This is a genomic window from Blautia caccae (assembly GCF_040095955.1).
In the GTDB taxonomy this organism is placed as follows: domain Bacteria; phylum Bacillota; class Clostridia; order Lachnospirales; family Lachnospiraceae; genus Blautia; species Blautia celeris.
The window spans coordinates 122,950-141,452 of record NZ_JBBMFP010000013.1; the positions used below are offsets into that span (position 1 = coordinate 122,950).

Genomic DNA, 18,503 nt, shown 5'->3' on the forward strand with positions numbered 1-18,503 from the left:
TGACGGAAGGAGGAATAAGGTTATGGCTCGATTGGAAGATATAAGAGGTCTTGCAGAAGCACATGCATCCAGTATCAGCAGTTCGCCCAGGGACTGGATGAACTATCTGGATACCGCAGCCAGATTATACCGATACCCATTTATGGATCAGCTTCTGATTCATGCACAGCGTCCACAGGCAACTGCCTGTGCGTCGCTGGAATTATGGAATCAAAAAATGTTCCGGTGGGTAAACAGAGGGGCAAAAGGAATTGCCCTTATAGATGAAACCACGCAGAAAACAAGACTTCGATATGTATTCGATGTTCAGGATACCCATATGGTAAATGGTGGAAGAACACCGTATCTGTGGAAACTACAGGAAGAACAGCAGGAAGAGGTATTGCTTCACCTGGAAGAAGTTTATGGATTGGAAGCGAAAGATACGAAAAATCTTTCTGACGCTTTGATGGCAACCGCTAGGTATATGGTGGAGGAAAATCTGGAGGAGTATCTGGATGGTCTGTTGTATGTGACAGAGGGAACCTATCTGGAAGAACTGGAGGAAGATACCATCCGCAGTGAGTTCCGAAGTCTGTTGACGGACAGCATTTATTATACACTTGCTTCCAGATGCGGACTTGATCCAATGGAACGGCAGGAGGAAATGGATTTTGTACATATTACAGATTACAATTGCCTCTCTGTGCTGACATTCATTGGAAATGCCACAAGCAGAGCGAGTGAATCAGTTCTGGTGGATATTGGAAGATATGTACATCGCATTTCATTAGAAGAAATGAAAAAAGGTATTGAAAATTCAGAAGAAAGGAATTATAATAACTTTAACACGTTAATTCGTGAAAGCAAAGAAAACAACGATACTATTACAGAAAAAGAATATTCACAGGAAAATGAAGGAGGAAATGAGTATGGCACTGACATATCATCGAAAAGGGGATTATCTGTTTCCAAACCTGACAATTCAGGAAACAGAAGCACAGATCGGGAAATACGGAATGTTGCGGAGGACATTTCTGAAGGAGTACAAGAACAGCCTGTACCAGAGCCTGTTGCTGACCGGGAAATTGAACAGCCATCTGGAGGAGATCGAGAAAGCGGCACAGGAGAGATTGGAAGTACTGATGGAGAAACTGTTGGAGAAGAATCCGGCACCGTCGAAAGAGGAGAACCCGATGGCGTGGGCAGCACATATGAACAGTCTGACGGCAACAGCGGAAGAGAGCATCTTGACGGAATTGGTATACAGTTAATTGAAGATACAAGTGAAGATCAGTTAAGTAAAGCAGAGGAAGAAATTGCCTCTGCTTTATCTTTGCCAAAACTTCCGTCTGTAAATGAACAGAAACGAGAAATTGAAAACAGAGTAGCTGCCCTTTATGCAGGAGAGATTGCCATTCCAAGTGAAGTGGTCGATGAGGTTTTAAGAACCGGAGGAAACCGAAGCAAGAGCCAGCTTCGTATTATCTATAATTTTATGAGCGAACAGACACCGGAGGAATATACGGAGTTTGTGAAGCGGGAGTATGGGACTGGTGGAAAAGGCTTTGAAATCAATGGTATGGAGTATTCGGTCTGGTTTGATGAAACCGGATTGCAGATTGCAGTAGGACATACGGTTACAGATCAGATTCTGGATAAGGTGTTTTTATCCTGGGAAGATGTGAGTGGACGTATCCATCAGCTTTTGAAACAGGGTGAATATGCACCGCAGTCTGTACTCGATGTTGCAAGGGAGAACGCAGTAAAGGAACATGCCCAGGCACTTGCCTATATGAAAGCGGATATGGCAGAGGGTGTAGCGGAACTTGTTTTTGATGAAGAGGATTTACCATATCTTCGCAGTATTTATCCGGAAATAACAGATTATCTGGAAGAAAAGTTGTCAGATTCACAGTGGCTGTCAGATATGAATGAGCGTCTGGAAGGACTGGCAATGGCTTATGAGGAAGATAGAAGCATTATGCGGTTCCGTACCTATAACCCAGTCAGAATATCCAGTCAGTTCCAGAAATTTGCAGTAGAAGTGGTTCCATACAGTGCAAGGGATGGCTTTACATGGCAGGAACATAAGGTGTTTATTACTCAGGATGAAATAGACGCTTTTCTTGCCGGTGGAGGCCCTTATTCTGATGGCAGGCTTTCTACCTATTCGTTTTATCTTCTGAATGAAGATGATAAAGCGAGAACAGATTTTATTAAGGAAAAATACGGTACAGGTGGTTGTAGCCACGCTTTATGTGGTGCAGATAATTCCCATGCAGATTATGACGGAAAAGGGTTGAAACTGGAGAGAGGAACCTATGGGAATCCAGATACTTCGGTGTTGCTTCCCTGGGCAAAAGTGGCGAAAAGAGTCGGTTATCTGATTGATAATCAACAGTTTTTACATTCTGCTGATTATTCCCGTATGCCAGATTATGAAAGGGAACGAATTGCAGGGAAAGTGATTAGCTTTTATGCAAGACTGCCAGAAGAAATTGAGCGTCCATTTAAACAGGATTTCTTCAATGAAGAAGCAAAAAAAGAATTACCTGCTATGCTGAATGATTCGGAACAGGCACAGAAACTGTTACAGGCGATGGACGATGCACTGGCAATGCTGCCATTGGATTTTGAATCAGTAAATGAAACTTATGAGAAGAAATTACAGCTTTTAACAGAAGTACATCAGTATGTGGAGGGCAGCTATACGATTTTCCCGGCACAGGAAGTAGCAGAGCAGACGGAAGGTTTGACAGGATACCAGATGTCTTTATTTGACATTATGAGTAATTCTGAACCAGAGGAAATTACGGAAGAACCGGAAGTAGAAGAATCGGCTGCAGAAGTGGAAGAGATACAAAATGAAGAACCAGAGGCAGATCCGCATATGTCCTTTGAAGAAGCAAAAGAATTGTGGGAAGATGGCTTTTATGAGGATGATTATGTATTAAAAAGTCGTGTAGGCGAACTGATCTATGACAGTATGGATACAGTTGGAAAATCTGTAGAGGATTTTTCCGAGGAACAGATGGCTGTTATCCGAAAGCTGGCTGAACAGGAGCGTATGTTAGAACCAGTACTGAATCCAGACTTTTCACCGGAACAGATACAGTTGGTTTCTGACATTTCAGAAAAAATCTGGAATGATAATGACAGATGGCAGGAGGATATGATCGAGCCATATACAGATCATGTCATGAATCCAGAAGAAATTACCAGAGTACGACAGGAACTGGATTTACAAGAATCAGAATCTGAGCCGGAATCTGTAATTGTACAGGAACAGTGGGACGAGAATGTATTTGAATATCAGGGGTATCATTTTGAAGCAGTGGGGATTCTTCCGCAAGGTCTGGAAGGGAAAGAACTGGTAAACCAGACAAGAGGAAATACAGAATTGCACTTGACTACCTACGAGCGAGAAGATGATATTTTATATTCCTATGCAGGATTCTACGAAGCGAGTGGTTCATCAAAAGCTGATATTTTCCGGTGTATGGAAACCGGACGAAATTATATTCCAGGGGAGAACGAACTGTTTGGCTATGAGGGAGAATTTTTACCATATCTGCAGAATGAACAGGTGCAGGAACAGGAACCTCATAATTTCCATATTACAGACGATGACCTTGGTGCTGGCGGTCCGAAAGCAAAGTTTAAAGCAAATATGGAAGCTATCCGGCTGCTGAAGGAACTGGAACAGGAGCAGAGATTAGCAACATCGGAAGAACAGGAAGTGTTGTCAAGATATGTTGGATGGGGCGGTATTCCACAGGCTTTTGAAGAAAGAAACAGTGCCTGGGCAGAGGAATACACGCAGTTAAAAGGAGTCCTCACGCCAGAAGAATACAGTGCAGCAAGGGCATCAACGTTGAATGCCTTTTATACTTCTCCGACGGTTATCAAGGCTATGTATGAAGCACTTGGAAATATGGGACTGAAACAGGGAAATATCCTGGAGCCATCCTGTGGAGTTGGTAACTTTATGGGACTTTTACCGGAAAGCATGAGTGCTGCAAATATGTACGGCGTGGAGCTTGATCCGGTTTCCGGGCAGATCGCGAAACAGCTTTACCAGAAGAACAGGATTGCAGTACAGGGATTTGAGGAAACCAGTTATCCGGACAGTTTTTTTGACTGTGTGATTGGAAATGTACCGTTTGGGGCATATCAGGTCAGTGACCGCAAGTATGACAGATACCATTTTATGATTCATGATTATTTTATTGCAAAATCCTTAGACCTGGTACGTCCGGGAGGAGTGGTGGCAGTTGTTACATCAAGCGGTACAATGGATAAACAGAATCCGGAAGTCCGACAGTATTTTGCAAACCGGGCAGATCTGCTAGGGGCAATCCGCTTACCGAACAATGCTTTCCAGAGAAATGCCAATACCAGTGTGGTTGCGGATATTCTGTTTTTCCAGAAAAGGGACAGGGCTGCAATCACAGAGCCAGACTGGGTACAGTTAAAAACCACGTCAGAAGGCTATACAGTCAATTCCTATTTTGCAGATCATCCGAAAATGGTGCTTGGGGATTTCACAACAGAAAGTACCCAGTACGGAAAACAGGAAGTGACGGTAAAGGCAAAAGAGGGAGCAGATCTGGCAGAGCAGTTAAAAGAAGCGGTAAAGCATATCCAGGGAACTATTACAGAGCAGGAGATTTCGGATACGGAATTGGAAGAAAAGGTGGTATCCATACCGGCAGATCCGAACATTAAGAACTTCAGCTTTGCACTTGTCGGAGAGGATATTTATTACAGGGAAAATTCTGCTATGAATAAGATGGAACTTCCCGTTGTGACAGGCGAACGTGTCAGAGGTATGGTTGCCATCCGGGATGCAACAAACAGGCTTTTGGAACGGCAGTTGGATGAATGCAGTGATGAAGAGGTTGCCAGCTTACAGGCTGAGTTGAATCAGGTTTATGACAGTTTTACTGCCAAGTATGGACTACTCAGCAGCAATGCAAATAAAAGAGCGTTCAGCATGGACAGCAGCTATTGCCTTTTGACTTCCCTTGAATTTCTGGATGAAAAGGGCGAGTTGAAGCGGAAAGCAGACATATTTACGAAAAGGACGATCCGCAGGGCAGAGCCGGTAACATCGGTAGATACTGCAAGTGAGGCACTGGCGGTATCTATCGGGGAAAAGGCGAAAGTGGATATTCCTTATATGATGGAGCTTACAGGGAAAACAGAGGAAGAGGTCACAGAGGAGCTTACAGGTGTTATCTTCAAAAATCCGCTTACAGATAAATGGGAGCCATCCGACGAGTATCTTTCCGGGAATGTCAGGGAGAAGCTGAACGTTGCAAGGCAGTTTGCAGAAAACCATCCGGAATATATGGTCAATGTGCAGGCACTGGAACGGGTACAGCCGAAAGACCTGGATGCTTCCGAGATTGAAGCAAGGCTTGGTGCAACATGGATTTCTCCGGACTATATTACAGAGTTCATGGCAGAAACATTCCATACACCACGACACCATATCAATTATGAGCGTATTAAAGTGCAGTATGCGGAAGTGACTGGACAGTGGAATGTAAAGGGAAAGAATGTGGATAGCAGCAATAATCCACTTTCCACATCAACTTATGGAACACAGAGGGCAAATGCTTATCGCTTGTTGGAGGATGCACTGAATCTGCGTGACACAAAAATTTATGACACAATACATGATGCGGATGGGGAACACCGGGTACTGAACCGAAAAGAAACTACTCTGGCGCAGCAGAAGCAGGAACTGATCCGGGAGGAATTTAAAGAGTGGATTTTTAAGGATATGAGCCGACGGGAAACGCTCTGCAAAATTTATAATGAACGGTTTAACAGTGTAAGACCAAGAGAATATGATGGCAGTCATATCCAGTTTGTCGGAATGAATCCGGAAATTAAGCTGATGGAGCATCAGAAAAATGCAGTGGCACATATCCTTTATGGAAATAATACACTGCTCGCACACTGCGTAGGTGCAGGTAAGACATTCCAGATGATCGCAGCCGGTATGGAGAGCAAGCGTCTGGGACTGGCACAAAAGAGCCTTTATGTGGTTCCAAACCATTTACTGGAACAGTGGGGAAGTGATTTTTTACGCTTATATCCGGGAGCAAATATTCTGGTGGCAACGAAGAAAGACTTTGAACCGGCAAACAGAAAACGGTTCTGTTCCAGAATCGCAACAGGGGATTATGATGCGGTCATTATTGGACACAGCCAGTTCGAGAAAATCCCGCTTTCCAGGGAAAGACAGATTGCATTGCTGGAAGATCAGATTGCAGATATTACATTTTCTATTGAATCAGCAAAGACGCAGGTCGGGGAGCAGTATACCGTTAAACAGATGGAAAAGACGAAGAAAACCCTGAAAGCAAAACTGGAAAAATTAAATGACCAGACACGAAAGGATGATGTTGTGACTTTTGAGCAGTTAGGCGTGGACAGGCTGTTTGTGGACGAGTCACATTATTACAAAAATCTTTTTTTATACACTAAAATGCGGAATGTGGCAGGCATTTCACAGACCGATGCACAGAAAAGTTCAGATATGTTTATGAAATGCAGGTACATGGATGAGATTACCGGGGGAAAAGGAATCACGTTTGCAACGGGAACACCCGTATCAAACAGTATGACCGAATTATACACCATTATGAGATACCTCCAGTATGATACTTTAATGAATATGGGAATGGGACATTTTGATTCGTGGGCAGCGACTTTTGGAGAAACAGTTACAGCAATCGAATTGTCACCGGAAGGGACGGGCTATCGTGCAAAAACACGATTTGCCCGTTTTTTTAATCTTCCGGAACTGATTTCCATATTTAAGGAAACAGCAGATATTCAGACTGCGGACATGTTGAATCTTCCTGTACCGGAAGCAGAATATATCAATGAAGTATTAAAACCGAGCGATGAGCAGAAAGAAATGGTGGAAGCATTTTCAGAACGTGCAGAGCAGGTTAGGGGAGGTGCGGTAGATCCAAGGGTAGATAACATGCTCAAAATTACCAATGATGGAAGAAAATGTGCATTAGACCAGAGGCTTTTAAATGATATGCTGCCAGATGCAGGGGAAAGCAAGGTAAATGCCTGCGTGGAGAATGCTTTCCAGGTATGGGAGGACGGAAAAGATACACAGGCTACCCAGCTGATTTTCTGTGACCTCAGCACACCGAAAACTGACGGAACATTCAATGTTTATGATGATGTGAGAAATAAGCTGGTGGAACGGGGAATCCCGAAAGAGCAGATCGCATTTATCCATGAGTACAATACGGAGGTGAAAAAAGCGGAGCTGTTTGCAAAGGTGCGGGCCGGGCAGGTAAGAATCTTGATGGGTTCCACTCCAAAACTCGGTGCTGGTACCAACGTCCAGGACAGACTACTTGCACTGCATCATCTGGACTGCCCTTGGAAACCGTCAGATCTGGAACAGCAGGAGGGACGTATTCTCAGGCAGGGAAACCAGAATGACAAGGTAAAAATCTTCCGGTATGTAACGGAAAATACGTTTGATTCGTACATGTGGCAGATTCTGGAAAACAAGCAGAAGTTTATTTCACAGATCATGACCAGTAAATCCCCGGTGCGTGCCTGTGAAGATGTAGATGATACAGCCCTGTCCTATGCAGAGATCAAAGCACTGGCAACAGGAAACGAGTACATCAAAGAAAAAATGGATCTGGATGTGCAGGTAAGTAAACTGAAACTTCTGAAAGCAAACCACACCAGTCAGATCTATCGTCTGGAATCGGATATTGCAAAGCGGTATCCGGTACAGATTGCAGCATTGAAGGAGAAAATTGCCGGTATGCGTGTGGATGCAGATGTGGTAAAAGAAGTAGATTTACAGGATAATGACCACTTTGTAATGACAGTCGGTGGAAAGCTGTATACCGATAAAAAGGAAGCGGGAGTTGCACTCATTTCAGCAGCATCCGGTTTGAAGTCCGTAAAATCAGCCGGGCAGATTGGAGAATATCATGGTTTTGCACTTTCTTCAGAATATAATTTCCTGTCGAATACTTATACCATGACGATCAAGGGAAAATGTTCTTATAAGATTGAGTTCGGAAAGGATACTCTGGGCAATATCCAGAGGATTCATAATGCACTTTCTGCAATCGGGAAAAAGCTGGCAGATACCGAGCAGAATCTGGAAACGGTACAACAGCAGTTAAAGACTGCACAGGAAGAGGTACAGAAGCCATTCCCGAAAGAAGCGGAACTGAGTGAAAAAATGGAACGTCTGGCAGAATTAAATGCCATGCTCAACATGGATGAGAAAGGGGGAGAAAATCTTCTGGCAGATGAGGGCATCGGGGAAAACCCGGAAGTAAACGTGCCAGAGGAACGTCAGGACAGAATCGCAGACAGTGTTCATAAAACGTCTGTTCTGGAAAGACTAAAAGAACAGAAACAGCAGGAGCAGACAGGCGAAACACAGCAGAAACCAAAAAAGAAACACGAACAGGAGTTATAAAGGATATCCCGTCAGAGTGACCAGAGCTTTGGCGGGATTTTTCTATGGAGGATTTGATTATGGCAAACAGAGAAGAACAGTTAAAGCAGATTACAGAGCAGTTGGAACAGGGTGTTGCAGAAATATTCACATCAGAAAAATATACGGAATATCTGAACACAATGGCAAAGTTCCATAATTACAGTTTCAATAATACATTGCTGATCGCCATGCAAAAACCGGAAGCAACACTGGTAGCGGGGTATCAGGCATGGCAGAAGAAATTTAACCGGCAGGTAAAAAGAGGAGAAAAAGGCATCCAGATTATTGCCCCGGCTCCATATAAAGAGAAACAGGAGATTGAAAAGACTGATCCGGAAACAGGAGAGATTGTGATTGGGAAAGATGGACAGCCGGAAACAGAAGTAATAGAGCGTGTTATTACAAAATTCCGGGTCACGACAGTATTTGATGTCAGCCAGACCACAGGAGAACCAATTCCAGAATTTGAGGTATCAGAACTGGAGGGGGATATTCTGATCTACCATGATTTTATGGAAGCATTAAAAAGGGTTGCCCCGGTTCCTATCCGCTTTCTTGAGATTGATGGGGAGGCGAAAGGCTTTTATCAGCTTGTCGATAAATATATTGCTATCCAGCCTGGCATGAGTGAAGCACAGACCATGAAAACAGCGGTGCATGAAACGGCACATGCAGTATTGCATGATCGTGACCAGATGGAAGCGGAGGGCATTGTAAAAGACCAGCTTACAAGGGAAGTGGAAGCTTTATACTCAGCATTCCAAAATGTTAATCATTTTAAAGAATGCTGAGAAATAAGGAACTTTACTACTAAAAGATGAGCATTATTCGTTAGCGCAATCCACAAATCCTTGCCATTTCATCTTCACTGCCCTCCCACATTGCCGCTTCATCAGGTATGGGTGTTGGAACAGATTCCATTGCTCCCCGAAGCTGTTCAACAGACTGCTTTGCATAGTAGTTTTTGGTTGTATCAGTCCTGGCATGTCCTAACACTGTAGAGACAAGTTCAATGGCGATCCCATCCTGGTAAAGATTTGTGGCCCTGGTCCGCCGGAACATGTGGCAATGGACTGAATCTGGAATGCTGATCCCTGCCTCGCTTACCAGAGCTGCATATTTTTTAATAATCCTCTGGACATTTCCAACGGACATCCTGTCTGTCACACCTTTTATCGTTGTGGAAAATAAGTAGGCTTCTTTAGAAGAATTGCTGTGATATACACGCATATACTCCTTAAGGTGTCCAGCCGCCTTGGCTGTTAATTGTATGGTTCTCTCTTTGTTGCCTTTGCCGGTTATGAAAATATTTGGATGTTTTGTTTCTGCCGTGATATCACATAAGCGGATGTTGAGCAGCTCACTGACTCTTACAGCTGTATCGTAGAGGAGAATCAAAATAGCACGGTCCCGTACACCAAACTTCGTATCCGGCGGTGCGGACAGTATTGCGGCAAGTGCATCCTCGGACAGAACAGGCTTCTCCTTTTTAATGGTTTTGCAGGGTGGTATCTGGCTGACCGCCAGGGCAACTGACTGGATGGATATGTCCATATCTGAGGCATAGTTCAGATATGCGCGGATAGCCGCGACTCTCACGTTTACAGTTGATGGCTGGCTGCCATTTGCAAGCAGATATTCCCTAAAATTATAAATGCATTCCTTGGTACAGTCAGAAAACTGAAAGGTGCTTATGGATTTGCCTGATTCACCTACAAGGTAGTTTTTAAATATTGTGAGGGAATCCCTATAGGATTCTGCGGTAGCCGGGCTGCGTCCAACCTGCTTTACCAGATATACATTCAGGAAGTTCCATGTCTGGGAAAAGAACAGCTGGCCAGACCGTATCTTTTCCGGTTTATTCTTCATAGGGAACCACCTCCGGAATAACCTTTCCCGACACTGTATCTTTCTCCCGGATAGTATCAAATGCCTTTTCTACAAGATGATAGTAATAATACGTTTCATCAGGGCTTTTATGTCCAAGGTATCTGCTTAAATATGGGAGCATAGTGTTTGTATCAATTCCCTGGCGCATCCACTCATTAAATCTCTCCACTACAAAAGCGTGGCGTAAACAGTGGGGCGTCGGGTGTTTATCAAGTGTTCCGGCAGCTGGCAGCATAGCCCAGTGACGGTTAAAACTTGACTCTACTCCGGAACACGAAACAGGCTTATGTGGGTCTTTTCCTGGAAAAGCCCAGTCAATTCCGGGGAAAAGCTTTTCCTGGCATTCTTTATAGCTTTTAAGTACTGGAAGGCTGTCCTGTGGAAGATATACAAGGCGGTCTTTGCTGCCTTTTGAGCCAAGGATAGTAAGGATCCCTTTTTCCAGGTCTATATATTCCCACTTTAGCAGCCGCCCTTCTGACAGACGCAGCCCACAGCAAAAATACAGGAGAAAAAGAATCTTGCACTCCCGGTCGAGCCTTAACTGCTCTGAATTATGGGATGTGCGGATATCCATTTTCCGCAGCAGCTCCTTAACCTCATCTTTTGACGGGATGTAAAGGGCCGGACGGTAAGCCTTGCAGAAAAAATTAGGGATGTATGCTTCCTGGCCGAGGGAAAGGATATATTCGCTCAGCACTTTCACGATCGACATACGGCGGTTATGATAGGCGTCTCCTTCGCAGGGTCTGGCTCCAGACCATTTGGCGGCCATCGCATAGGTAACTGTTGCCAGTTCCGGGTAATTCTGTACGCAAAAAGTATCAAAGCGTTTTAACAGCTTTTCTTCGGCATGATAGGCATATCCATCAGCCCGTTTTTGTTGTATAAGCCCTTCGATATGATGTGCCAGGCCGCTTTCAAAAGTATATGTCATGATAAGACACCTCCAAATTCCAGAGGGCAGAGCCTCATTTTATCTTCGTCACGTTCGAGGTATACCTCAGCAGTTTCCTGACATGCATGCCCAAGGGCATTAGAAATATCATCAAGCCTGTTGCCTGCCCGGAGCATTCTTGTGGCAAATGTCTTCCGTGTCATATGGAAGCCCTGGCCGGCAGACAGTTCAAAACCATATTCGGCAAGTATTCTTTTTAAAGCCCCGCGGCATGCCGTTGTAACTTTAAGCGGGATATATGGCGCCTGATGGCGGATAAATATATATCCGTTACCTGCGGCAGCCGATTCCGGACGCCCATCCATGATGTATTTATATACTGAATTACCTACGTCTGTCGGTACTGGAAGCGTGATTGCTTTTCTTGTTTTCTGCTGGATGAAGGAGACCGTTTTATTTTTCCAGTCGAAATCATTTACCTGAAGCTTTAGGATGTCTGCACCCCTGATACCCATCCGGAGTCCGAGCATGACCATGGCTGTGTCCCTGAGTTCTATGGGGGTGGAGGCTTTCTCACGGTATTCATATATTTTCTTAACCATATCATCGCTCAGGACATCAACGATGCTGCGACGGGGAGCGCAGCCTGCGGATACCGCAAAAACAAGTGTCGGCAAAACCAGATCCTGGCCGGCCATGTACCGCAGAAGCTGGCGGAGTTTAGACCCATATGCATTTTTACTCTCCGGGGTCGAGTGGACATCCTGGTTATGGAACGCTTTCACCACATCCGGCGTTATGGACATTGGATGATCTATCCCGTTGTCTTCAAGATATTTGAAAAAACTGCATCCGGCAGCCCTGCACATGGTAAGTGTATTATTGGCCATCCCATCCCGCCTGCGGCTCTCTATAAAACCATCAAGAATGGTTTTGCTCCATGACGGGAGTTGGTCGGACGCACGCTTTTGGCCTGCAGTTATGTTAGATTCCATTGTGCCCTGGAGATACTTCCCAAACATTCTGATCGTGTGTGAACGGCGGGCCGATATGGAATTGCCGGCTTTGGCCTGATCCGGACAATCCGGAAGCATATCTGTCCATAGGGTTACAGTTTCTGGTGAATGTTCCAGACGGTTAAGTTCCAAAAACATAAAATACCATGTGAAATCATTGCGGTAAACAGCTTTTGATGATTCCATGTATTTCCAATCGTTCAAAGCGTCAAGATATTCTTCAGCTTTATGTTCAAGATGTACACTGGGATGAAATGCGGCGCCTGTTTTGGGAAGTTTCATACCAAGCAGTATTTCAACGTTCCCGCCAAAAAGAACCAGCTGATAACATTCCGGTACATCTCCACGGCGGTGGAGATATTTCATAAGCGCTGTCATGGCACATACGGCGTTCTGACGTCTGGCGGTAGAGTTGCGGGATTTGCAGTAAGTATTCCAGTATTCGATAAGAGTATCTATGGTTATTGCTTCCGGCTCTGTAATGCCAAGGGAAGCCGCAAGCTTAAAAAACTCTTTGATGGCAACAGAATACGTATGGTAATAGCAGGGATTCTGCCTGACCGCATAGTATTCTTCCAATTCATATGTCAGGCGAAAAAAGGATTCCGATATTTTGCTCCGGCAGAAAAAGCTGTCTTCTGAGCGGCAGAAAGGACTTTTGATATCTCCAAAGAGCAGATAATGCTCAAGGCGGAACAGGGCATTTCTATATTGAGAACACGTCTCATAAGAAATTTCCTGTTTCTTAATCTCAAGCCAATCCAGCGCGGCATCCATTGAAAATGGAATGCCCTTATCCATCAGGTGTTTGAAGAATGTCATGTAACAGGTTCTGTGCATGTCTATATTTTTACATGCACTCTCTGGCTGCTTCATCATATTGAGAACTGATGAAACAGCATCTAAATAGTTTATTTGCATATCAAATGCGCTCCTTTCCGGATTCCCATCTGAGGGGAAAACCTAAGAATAGCGTATCTGATAATGCTCATCTTTTGTACAAGAAAGTGAGGATTTATGGGAAATAGTTTAAAAGATCAACATTATAAAAACATGGGTATAAGGCTTCAAATGGATACATTAACATTTGAAGCCGAAAGTGTTGCTTATGTGGTATGCAACCATTTTGGACTGGATACATCAGAGTATTCCTTTTCCTATATTGCGAGCTGGTCTTCCGGTAAAAATATGAAAGAGCTTCGTGCTTCTATGGACACCATTCGTAAGACTTCTGCTGATATGATCGGACAGATTGAGGAAAAACTCAAGGAACTTCAGGTCGAAAGACCAGAGCAGGAAGTAACTGTTGTGGAGCAGATAGAAGAATTGAGTGCCATGCAGTATGCGGAGCAGACCATCAACCGGCTTGAACAGGAACGGACGATTTTCAGTAATGACCAGAGGAACCTTATCGTGAATTTTGCTTATAGACTGGATAATAGGGAAGCAACGGAAAAACTGGCAGAGAACCTTGCTGAATCTATTCTGGATGGAAACAGAGAAGCGGTACTAAAACTGATTGGAGAAGCGGAGAAACAGATTGACAGTCTGCCGGATTCGATGATCGGTTTATCAGAATTGCATGAAGCCGGATTTTATTCAGAAAGTATGCTTCCGCTTACCAGGGAACGGGCAGTGGAATTGCACCATGAGGGAGTAACGGTTTATGGACTGACCGGAGCAGTTGGCGGTCAGGAACAGTTGCAAAGAATTATGAATCTGGAACTGGATATTTTACAGCATGACGGATTATTCGGAGTGACGAAATTTGAATGGGAAAATTACCGGAGAAGTCAGGAAACGGTTATGACACCGGAAGAAAAAGCAAAAATCAAAGAAACACTTCTTTTAGAAAGTGATGGAAACCGCTATGGAATTTACCAGATCAACAGTAGACAGGAAGAAAGAGGGTATCAGTTTTTAAGTCTGGAAGCGGCAAAAGAAATGGGATTTACCGTAGATGGCAAAGACTATCAGATGGTTTACAGTGAAAGACTGAGAGAGGCTACGACACTGGATAATCTCTTTGAGCGTTTTAATATAGAACGACCAAACGATTTTACCGGGCATTCCATGTCAGTCAGTGATGTGATCATTATGAACCGGGGCGGCAGATTAACCGCATACTATGTAGATTCTTTTGGATTTACAGAACTGCCGGACTTTGTAGCACAGAGAGCTGAAATGTTAAATGCCAATCCAGTAAAAGCATATCCGGAAGTTTATATGGGAACTTTGGAAAAGGCTATGCAGGAGAGAAATGTAGATGCTTACCTGGATTCCAGAAAACTGAACATTGACTGTAAAAATGCAATTGAACAGGCAATCACAGAGGGATTCGATGGTATGCGTTTAAATCCAGATGCTGCAGTAGGCGTGTTTGAAAAATACGGGGAAGAACGGGTTGCATTTGTTCTGGCAAATACATTGAAACAGCTTTCCTATGATGGAAGATTTTCTGATGGCAATAAACGGTGGGCAGATGGCATTGATATTCCGGAAAATATCAGTCGGGGAATGGATCTGAACAGGGACTATATTGTGAGCAGCCATCCGGTAGTCCTAAATGGTTTTATTGACATGGCAAGAAACGAAATCCGCACCCGGAAATTGGAAAAAGTGCTTGGTGTAAAAAATCAGCATATCACTGAAACTACAAGAGGGTATGAAGCAGAAGGACATACAGGCACCTGGTATGCGATGGATATGAAAACATATCATGGGGAGCGATTCTTCCAGATGCGAAATGAGGAATACGGTCAGGACGTGGCAGATATTATCGTATCGGAAAATGGGACACTGGTGGCAGAGGACATCTGGCATGGATTTGATGAAGGAGCCAGGGAAGCTATTTCAGAATATCTGGAAGAAAATGGTGCAACGGTGTATGACCTGATAGATCTTCCAGACCAGGCAACAGTCATCTTAGCAGACGGAACAGTTATGAAAATCATGGAACAGCAGCCAATCAGTACAGATACATGGGAGCCGACACTGATCGGACAGAATCTGCGGGGTGAAGAACAGAAATTCAGCTTTTTCGAGATACATAAAGTCAGAGAAAATAATGGCATTGACCTGAAAATGCCAGAAAATCATTATATTGACCAATATTATGTGATCGAAGATCTGGCAGCAAAAGGTGGGATGAAGATCGAGCGATATAAGGATTTGGGAGCTGCCCTTGGAGCATATTACTCTCTGCCTAATCATAAAATGAAAGCTCTTGGAATTGAAAATACAGCACCGTTGCGAGGTAGTCTTGATTTTATTCAGTGTAAGAATGGAATAGATACATTGATTTATGATTGCCAGGAAGTGGAAGGATGGCTGAATCCGCAGATATACAATACTTTTAAAGAGATAGGAAACAGTCTGGCAGTGCATGATACAGAGATAGCATACCAGATTGGAGATCAGTATTTTACAATTCAGACGGTAGAAGATGGTTATGATTATACATTCTATGATAAAGATTATCTGGAACTGGATGGCGGCGTTTATGATGATCCGACTATTTCTATTACTGAAGCAATGGAGAATATTTTGGAAGAGGATGGACTTTCGATAGAAGATGCAAGCGTGATGGATTATGAAGAAATGTATGCAGAAATTGAATATGCAGAAGAAGAGAGACTGGAGAAGATACAATTTGAACGTACTTGCCCAAAGGCTTTTTTTGATGGTTATGACAGGGAAGCGGCATTAAAAAGTTATGAGGGAATAACCGTACAATTTAAAATGTCTGGTATGTATTTAACAGTGCAACCGACGGAGGATGGCTATAAATACCTGGTTTATGATCAGGAACTTCATGAAATTTCAGGAGATGCCTGTGGGAATCCAGAAGATTCTATTCAGAAAGCAATGTATGCCAGCTTGAAAAATGAAGGATTGGAAGATGTTGAATGTGTAAAAGTTGATGACAGGGAGTTTCGGGATAAGGTAATCAGTCATTCTAAAGAAGTGCTGGCCAGTGGAGATGTTCGATTCACTTCGGAACTTGGCAGATGTGAAACAGCATTGAATGGGATGGACAGGGCAGAAATTGAATATGAAGTTTTATTTCATGCAAGAGCTGTTCTGGAAGAAATGGGACTGGAAAATGAAGTTACATTGATTGGGGCGAGAGTACATGGTTCCAGAAGCAGAGATGACCTGTATCGTGCGGATTCTGATCTTGATGTGGTGCTTTCTTATCGAGGAAATATTCGAGAGGATAGTTTTTTTAATGAATTGAATTCGTATGGTATGGCAATAGCAGGCATTAAAGTAGACATTAACCCAATCTTAGAAGAAAGAATTACTTTGGCAGAGTATATAAAGGAATCGGAAGCCTATCTTGATCAGCAGGAAATCAGGAAACTCGCAGTGGACTTGGATAATTTTAGTTACGAGTATGATACTTATGAATATAAGGATACTGTTGAAAATAGGGACGAACAGGTCGAGAAAATCACAGAAGATATTTTGCACAGGGAGACAGCTGGTTTAAAAGACTGGCTGACTGAGGTGTCAAAAGAATCGAATATAGACAGTGATGTAATTACTGCCCGGTCATTACTTTCACGTCTGGAAAATGCAGAAACACTCTCTATTTTTACTAGACCGTTAGAGCAGGAGCAGACAGAAGCCACGATCACTTTTTATGTTGCAGAGTGCATGGAATTTCCAGTTATGGGTGAGTACCACGAAAATCTTACTTTGGAAGAAGCCTTACACATTTATGAAACCATTCCCGCTGAACGTATGAATGGGATAAAAGGTGTTGGATTTGAACTGCACGATGGAAGTGATTATGACGGACCGTATGATCTTATGCGACTTGGAAAAGTTGACAGGGAAGGAGTGGAGATGATTAAACACTATAAGGAAAGTCCATTAGTTCAGAAAGCAATGGATGATGTGGAAAAATATTTTGCCAGGAAGCAGGAACTTACAAAAAGAACAGAACAGGCAGTTGGAGATAAGCCTATACAGAAAGATAATGTTTCACATCCAAAGAGCAGAAAAGAATCTGTTCTTCAGGCACTCCGGGAACGTCAGGCAAAAATAAAAGAGCAGGAACAGACTGTAACGAAAGAAAAATCCAGAACACATAAGAAGGGAGAGGTGTCATTATGATGGTAAGATTTGAGGAAGATGAATATATTGCTGTTGCGATTTTTGATGCGGGTGACAGGATTCAAACAATGAATGCTATGGATGAAATTTTTTCCTATCTGGATGAAGATATGAAGTATCTGATATTTACAACAATCCAGAAGCTGTATTATCTTAGCGATGAAGGATACAAAGAGCTGGAAAGAACCGTAGAGATTTATAAAGCAGACTTGGAGGTGGATGGAGAATGAGTAGAAGTCAGTTTGCAGTTTATCAGTTAAAAAAGAAGCCGGAATTGAGAAACCTTCTTTTCCGTACCTATGAAGAACTTGCACAGGATCAGATTCCTGTGCAGGTGAAAAATTATGAACAGGTGTATCTTGGAACAATGAAATCGGGAGAAACGCCAGAGCAGATAAAAAAGGAGCTGGAGAAGAAACAACCACATAATTATAAAGGTCATGCAATCAATACCAGTGACGTGATGATCTTGAATGATAATGGTATCGTGACTGTTTACTATGTAAATAAAGATGCTTTTATAGAGATTTCTGATTTTATGAAAGTTGCATCTTCGGAAAACGGTGGACTTACGAAGGATACGGTTGGCTATGAAATAGAGGGAAAAGACGGATCATGGGAAGTAATAGATTATCTGCTGGTAGAAGGCAAGAATTATTTCCTTATGGAACATGAGCAGTATGGGAAAGATGTTGCGTATGTAGTCTTGAACCAGGATGGCAAAGTGATTGTAGATAGCACATATAATGGATTTGATGATGCGGTAAAACAGAAGATTCTTGATTCTCTGCATCCGCCGGTGCAGGAACAGACAGGAAATAGTAAACCGAAACTGGATAACTGGCAGAAGTATCTGGAAAATGGGGAATACCTGAGAAGTGCGGAAATTACAGAGGAAGCAAATTACAATATGATTGACGGACTTAAAAATAATGCAGCACCGAAAGAGAAAAAGAATCGTCCCAAAGAATCTATCCTTGCAAAATTGAACGAGAAAAAGGAAGAAGTCGCAAGGCGCAGTGGACAGAAAGCTATGCAGCAGGTAATGGGACAAGATATGGAACGTACAAAAAAATAA

At 43.3% G+C, this 18,503-nt stretch carries 7 protein-coding genes and 1 pseudogene; 5 read left to right on the forward strand and 3 right to left on the reverse strand.

All coding sequences use genetic code 11. The features are described 5' to 3' along the window. The first annotated feature begins 22 nt into the window (after positions 1–22). Together WMO65_RS26655 and WMO65_RS15345 are read left to right on the forward strand one after the other, a co-directional pair. Positions 23–8,476, forward strand: a complete 8,454-nt coding sequence (locus tag WMO65_RS26655) for a helicase-like domain-containing protein (protein WP_435380250.1) — start codon at positions 23–25, stop codon at positions 8,474–8,476. Between the two features lie 59 nt (positions 8,477–8,535). Beyond that, a pseudogene (locus WMO65_RS15345) lies at positions 8,536–9,276 on the forward strand (ArdC family protein); the annotation flags it as partial. A 52-nt stretch (positions 9,277–9,328) separates the two neighbouring features. Here the strand turns inward: WMO65_RS15345 and WMO65_RS15350 are convergent. The 3 genes from WMO65_RS15350 to WMO65_RS15360 are packed head-to-tail and all read right to left on the reverse strand — an operon-like array spanning position 9,329 to position 13,222. Continuing rightward, positions 9,329–10,366, reverse strand: coding sequence for a tyrosine-type recombinase/integrase (locus WMO65_RS15350; protein WP_042958259.1), 1,038 nt, complete (start codon positions 10,364–10,366; stop codon positions 9,329–9,331). After that, the gene (locus WMO65_RS15355; RefSeq protein WP_042958257.1) at positions 10,356–11,324 is read right to left on the reverse strand and encodes a tyrosine-type recombinase/integrase; all 969 of its coding nucleotides are present in this window, start codon (positions 11,322–11,324) and stop codon (positions 10,356–10,358) included. The genes WMO65_RS15350 and WMO65_RS15355 overlap by 11 nt, the downstream gene beginning before the upstream one ends. Beyond that, positions 11,321–13,222, reverse strand: a complete 1,902-nt coding sequence (locus WMO65_RS15360; RefSeq protein WP_042958255.1) for a tyrosine-type recombinase/integrase — start codon at positions 13,220–13,222, stop codon at positions 11,321–11,323. Before WMO65_RS15360 ends, WMO65_RS15355 begins: the two co-directional genes overlap by 4 nt. 150 nt (positions 13,223–13,372) lie before the next feature. Between WMO65_RS15360 and WMO65_RS15365 the strand changes: the two genes are divergently transcribed. The 3 genes from WMO65_RS15365 to WMO65_RS15375 are packed head-to-tail and all read left to right on the forward strand — an operon-like array spanning position 13,373 to position 18,503. Beyond that, entirely contained in the window at positions 13,373–17,425 is a 4,053-nt protein-coding gene (locus WMO65_RS15365) for a DUF3849 domain-containing protein (protein ID WP_349064419.1), read from the forward strand. Further along, positions 17,422–17,655 (forward strand): transposon-transfer assisting family protein, encoded by a 234-nt coding sequence (locus WMO65_RS15370; protein ID WP_029730849.1) that lies wholly within the window; start codon positions 17,422–17,424, stop codon positions 17,653–17,655. The genes WMO65_RS15365 and WMO65_RS15370 overlap by 4 nt, the downstream gene beginning before the upstream one ends. Continuing rightward, a complete protein-coding gene (locus WMO65_RS15375; protein WP_349064421.1) occupies positions 17,652–18,503 on the forward strand; it encodes a YodL domain-containing protein in 852 nt (283 codons plus the stop codon). The genes WMO65_RS15370 and WMO65_RS15375 overlap by 4 nt, the downstream gene beginning before the upstream one ends.

What these genes read in the sequence shown, in the direction of transcription:
- WMO65_RS26655 (WP_435380250.1), top strand. Translation starts at nt 23, where the DNA reads ATGGCTCGATTGGAAGATATAAGAGGTCTTGCAGAAGCACATGCATCC.
- WMO65_RS15350 (WP_042958259.1), bottom strand. Translation starts at nt 10,366, where the DNA reads ATGAAGAATAAACCGGAAAAGATACGGTCTGGCCAGCTGTTCTTTTCC.
- WMO65_RS15355 (WP_042958257.1), bottom strand. Translation starts at nt 11,324, where the DNA reads ATGACATATACTTTTGAAAGCGGCCTGGCACATCATATCGAAGGGCTT.
- WMO65_RS15360 (WP_042958255.1), bottom strand. Translation starts at nt 13,222, where the DNA reads ATGCAAATAAACTATTTAGATGCTGTTTCATCAGTTCTCAATATGATG.
- WMO65_RS15365 (WP_349064419.1), top strand. Translation starts at nt 13,373, where the DNA reads ATGGATACATTAACATTTGAAGCCGAAAGTGTTGCTTATGTGGTATGC.
- WMO65_RS15370 (WP_029730849.1), top strand. Translation starts at nt 17,422, where the DNA reads ATGATGGTAAGATTTGAGGAAGATGAATATATTGCTGTTGCGATTTTT.
- WMO65_RS15375 (WP_349064421.1), top strand. Translation starts at nt 17,652, where the DNA reads ATGAGTAGAAGTCAGTTTGCAGTTTATCAGTTAAAAAAGAAGCCGGAA.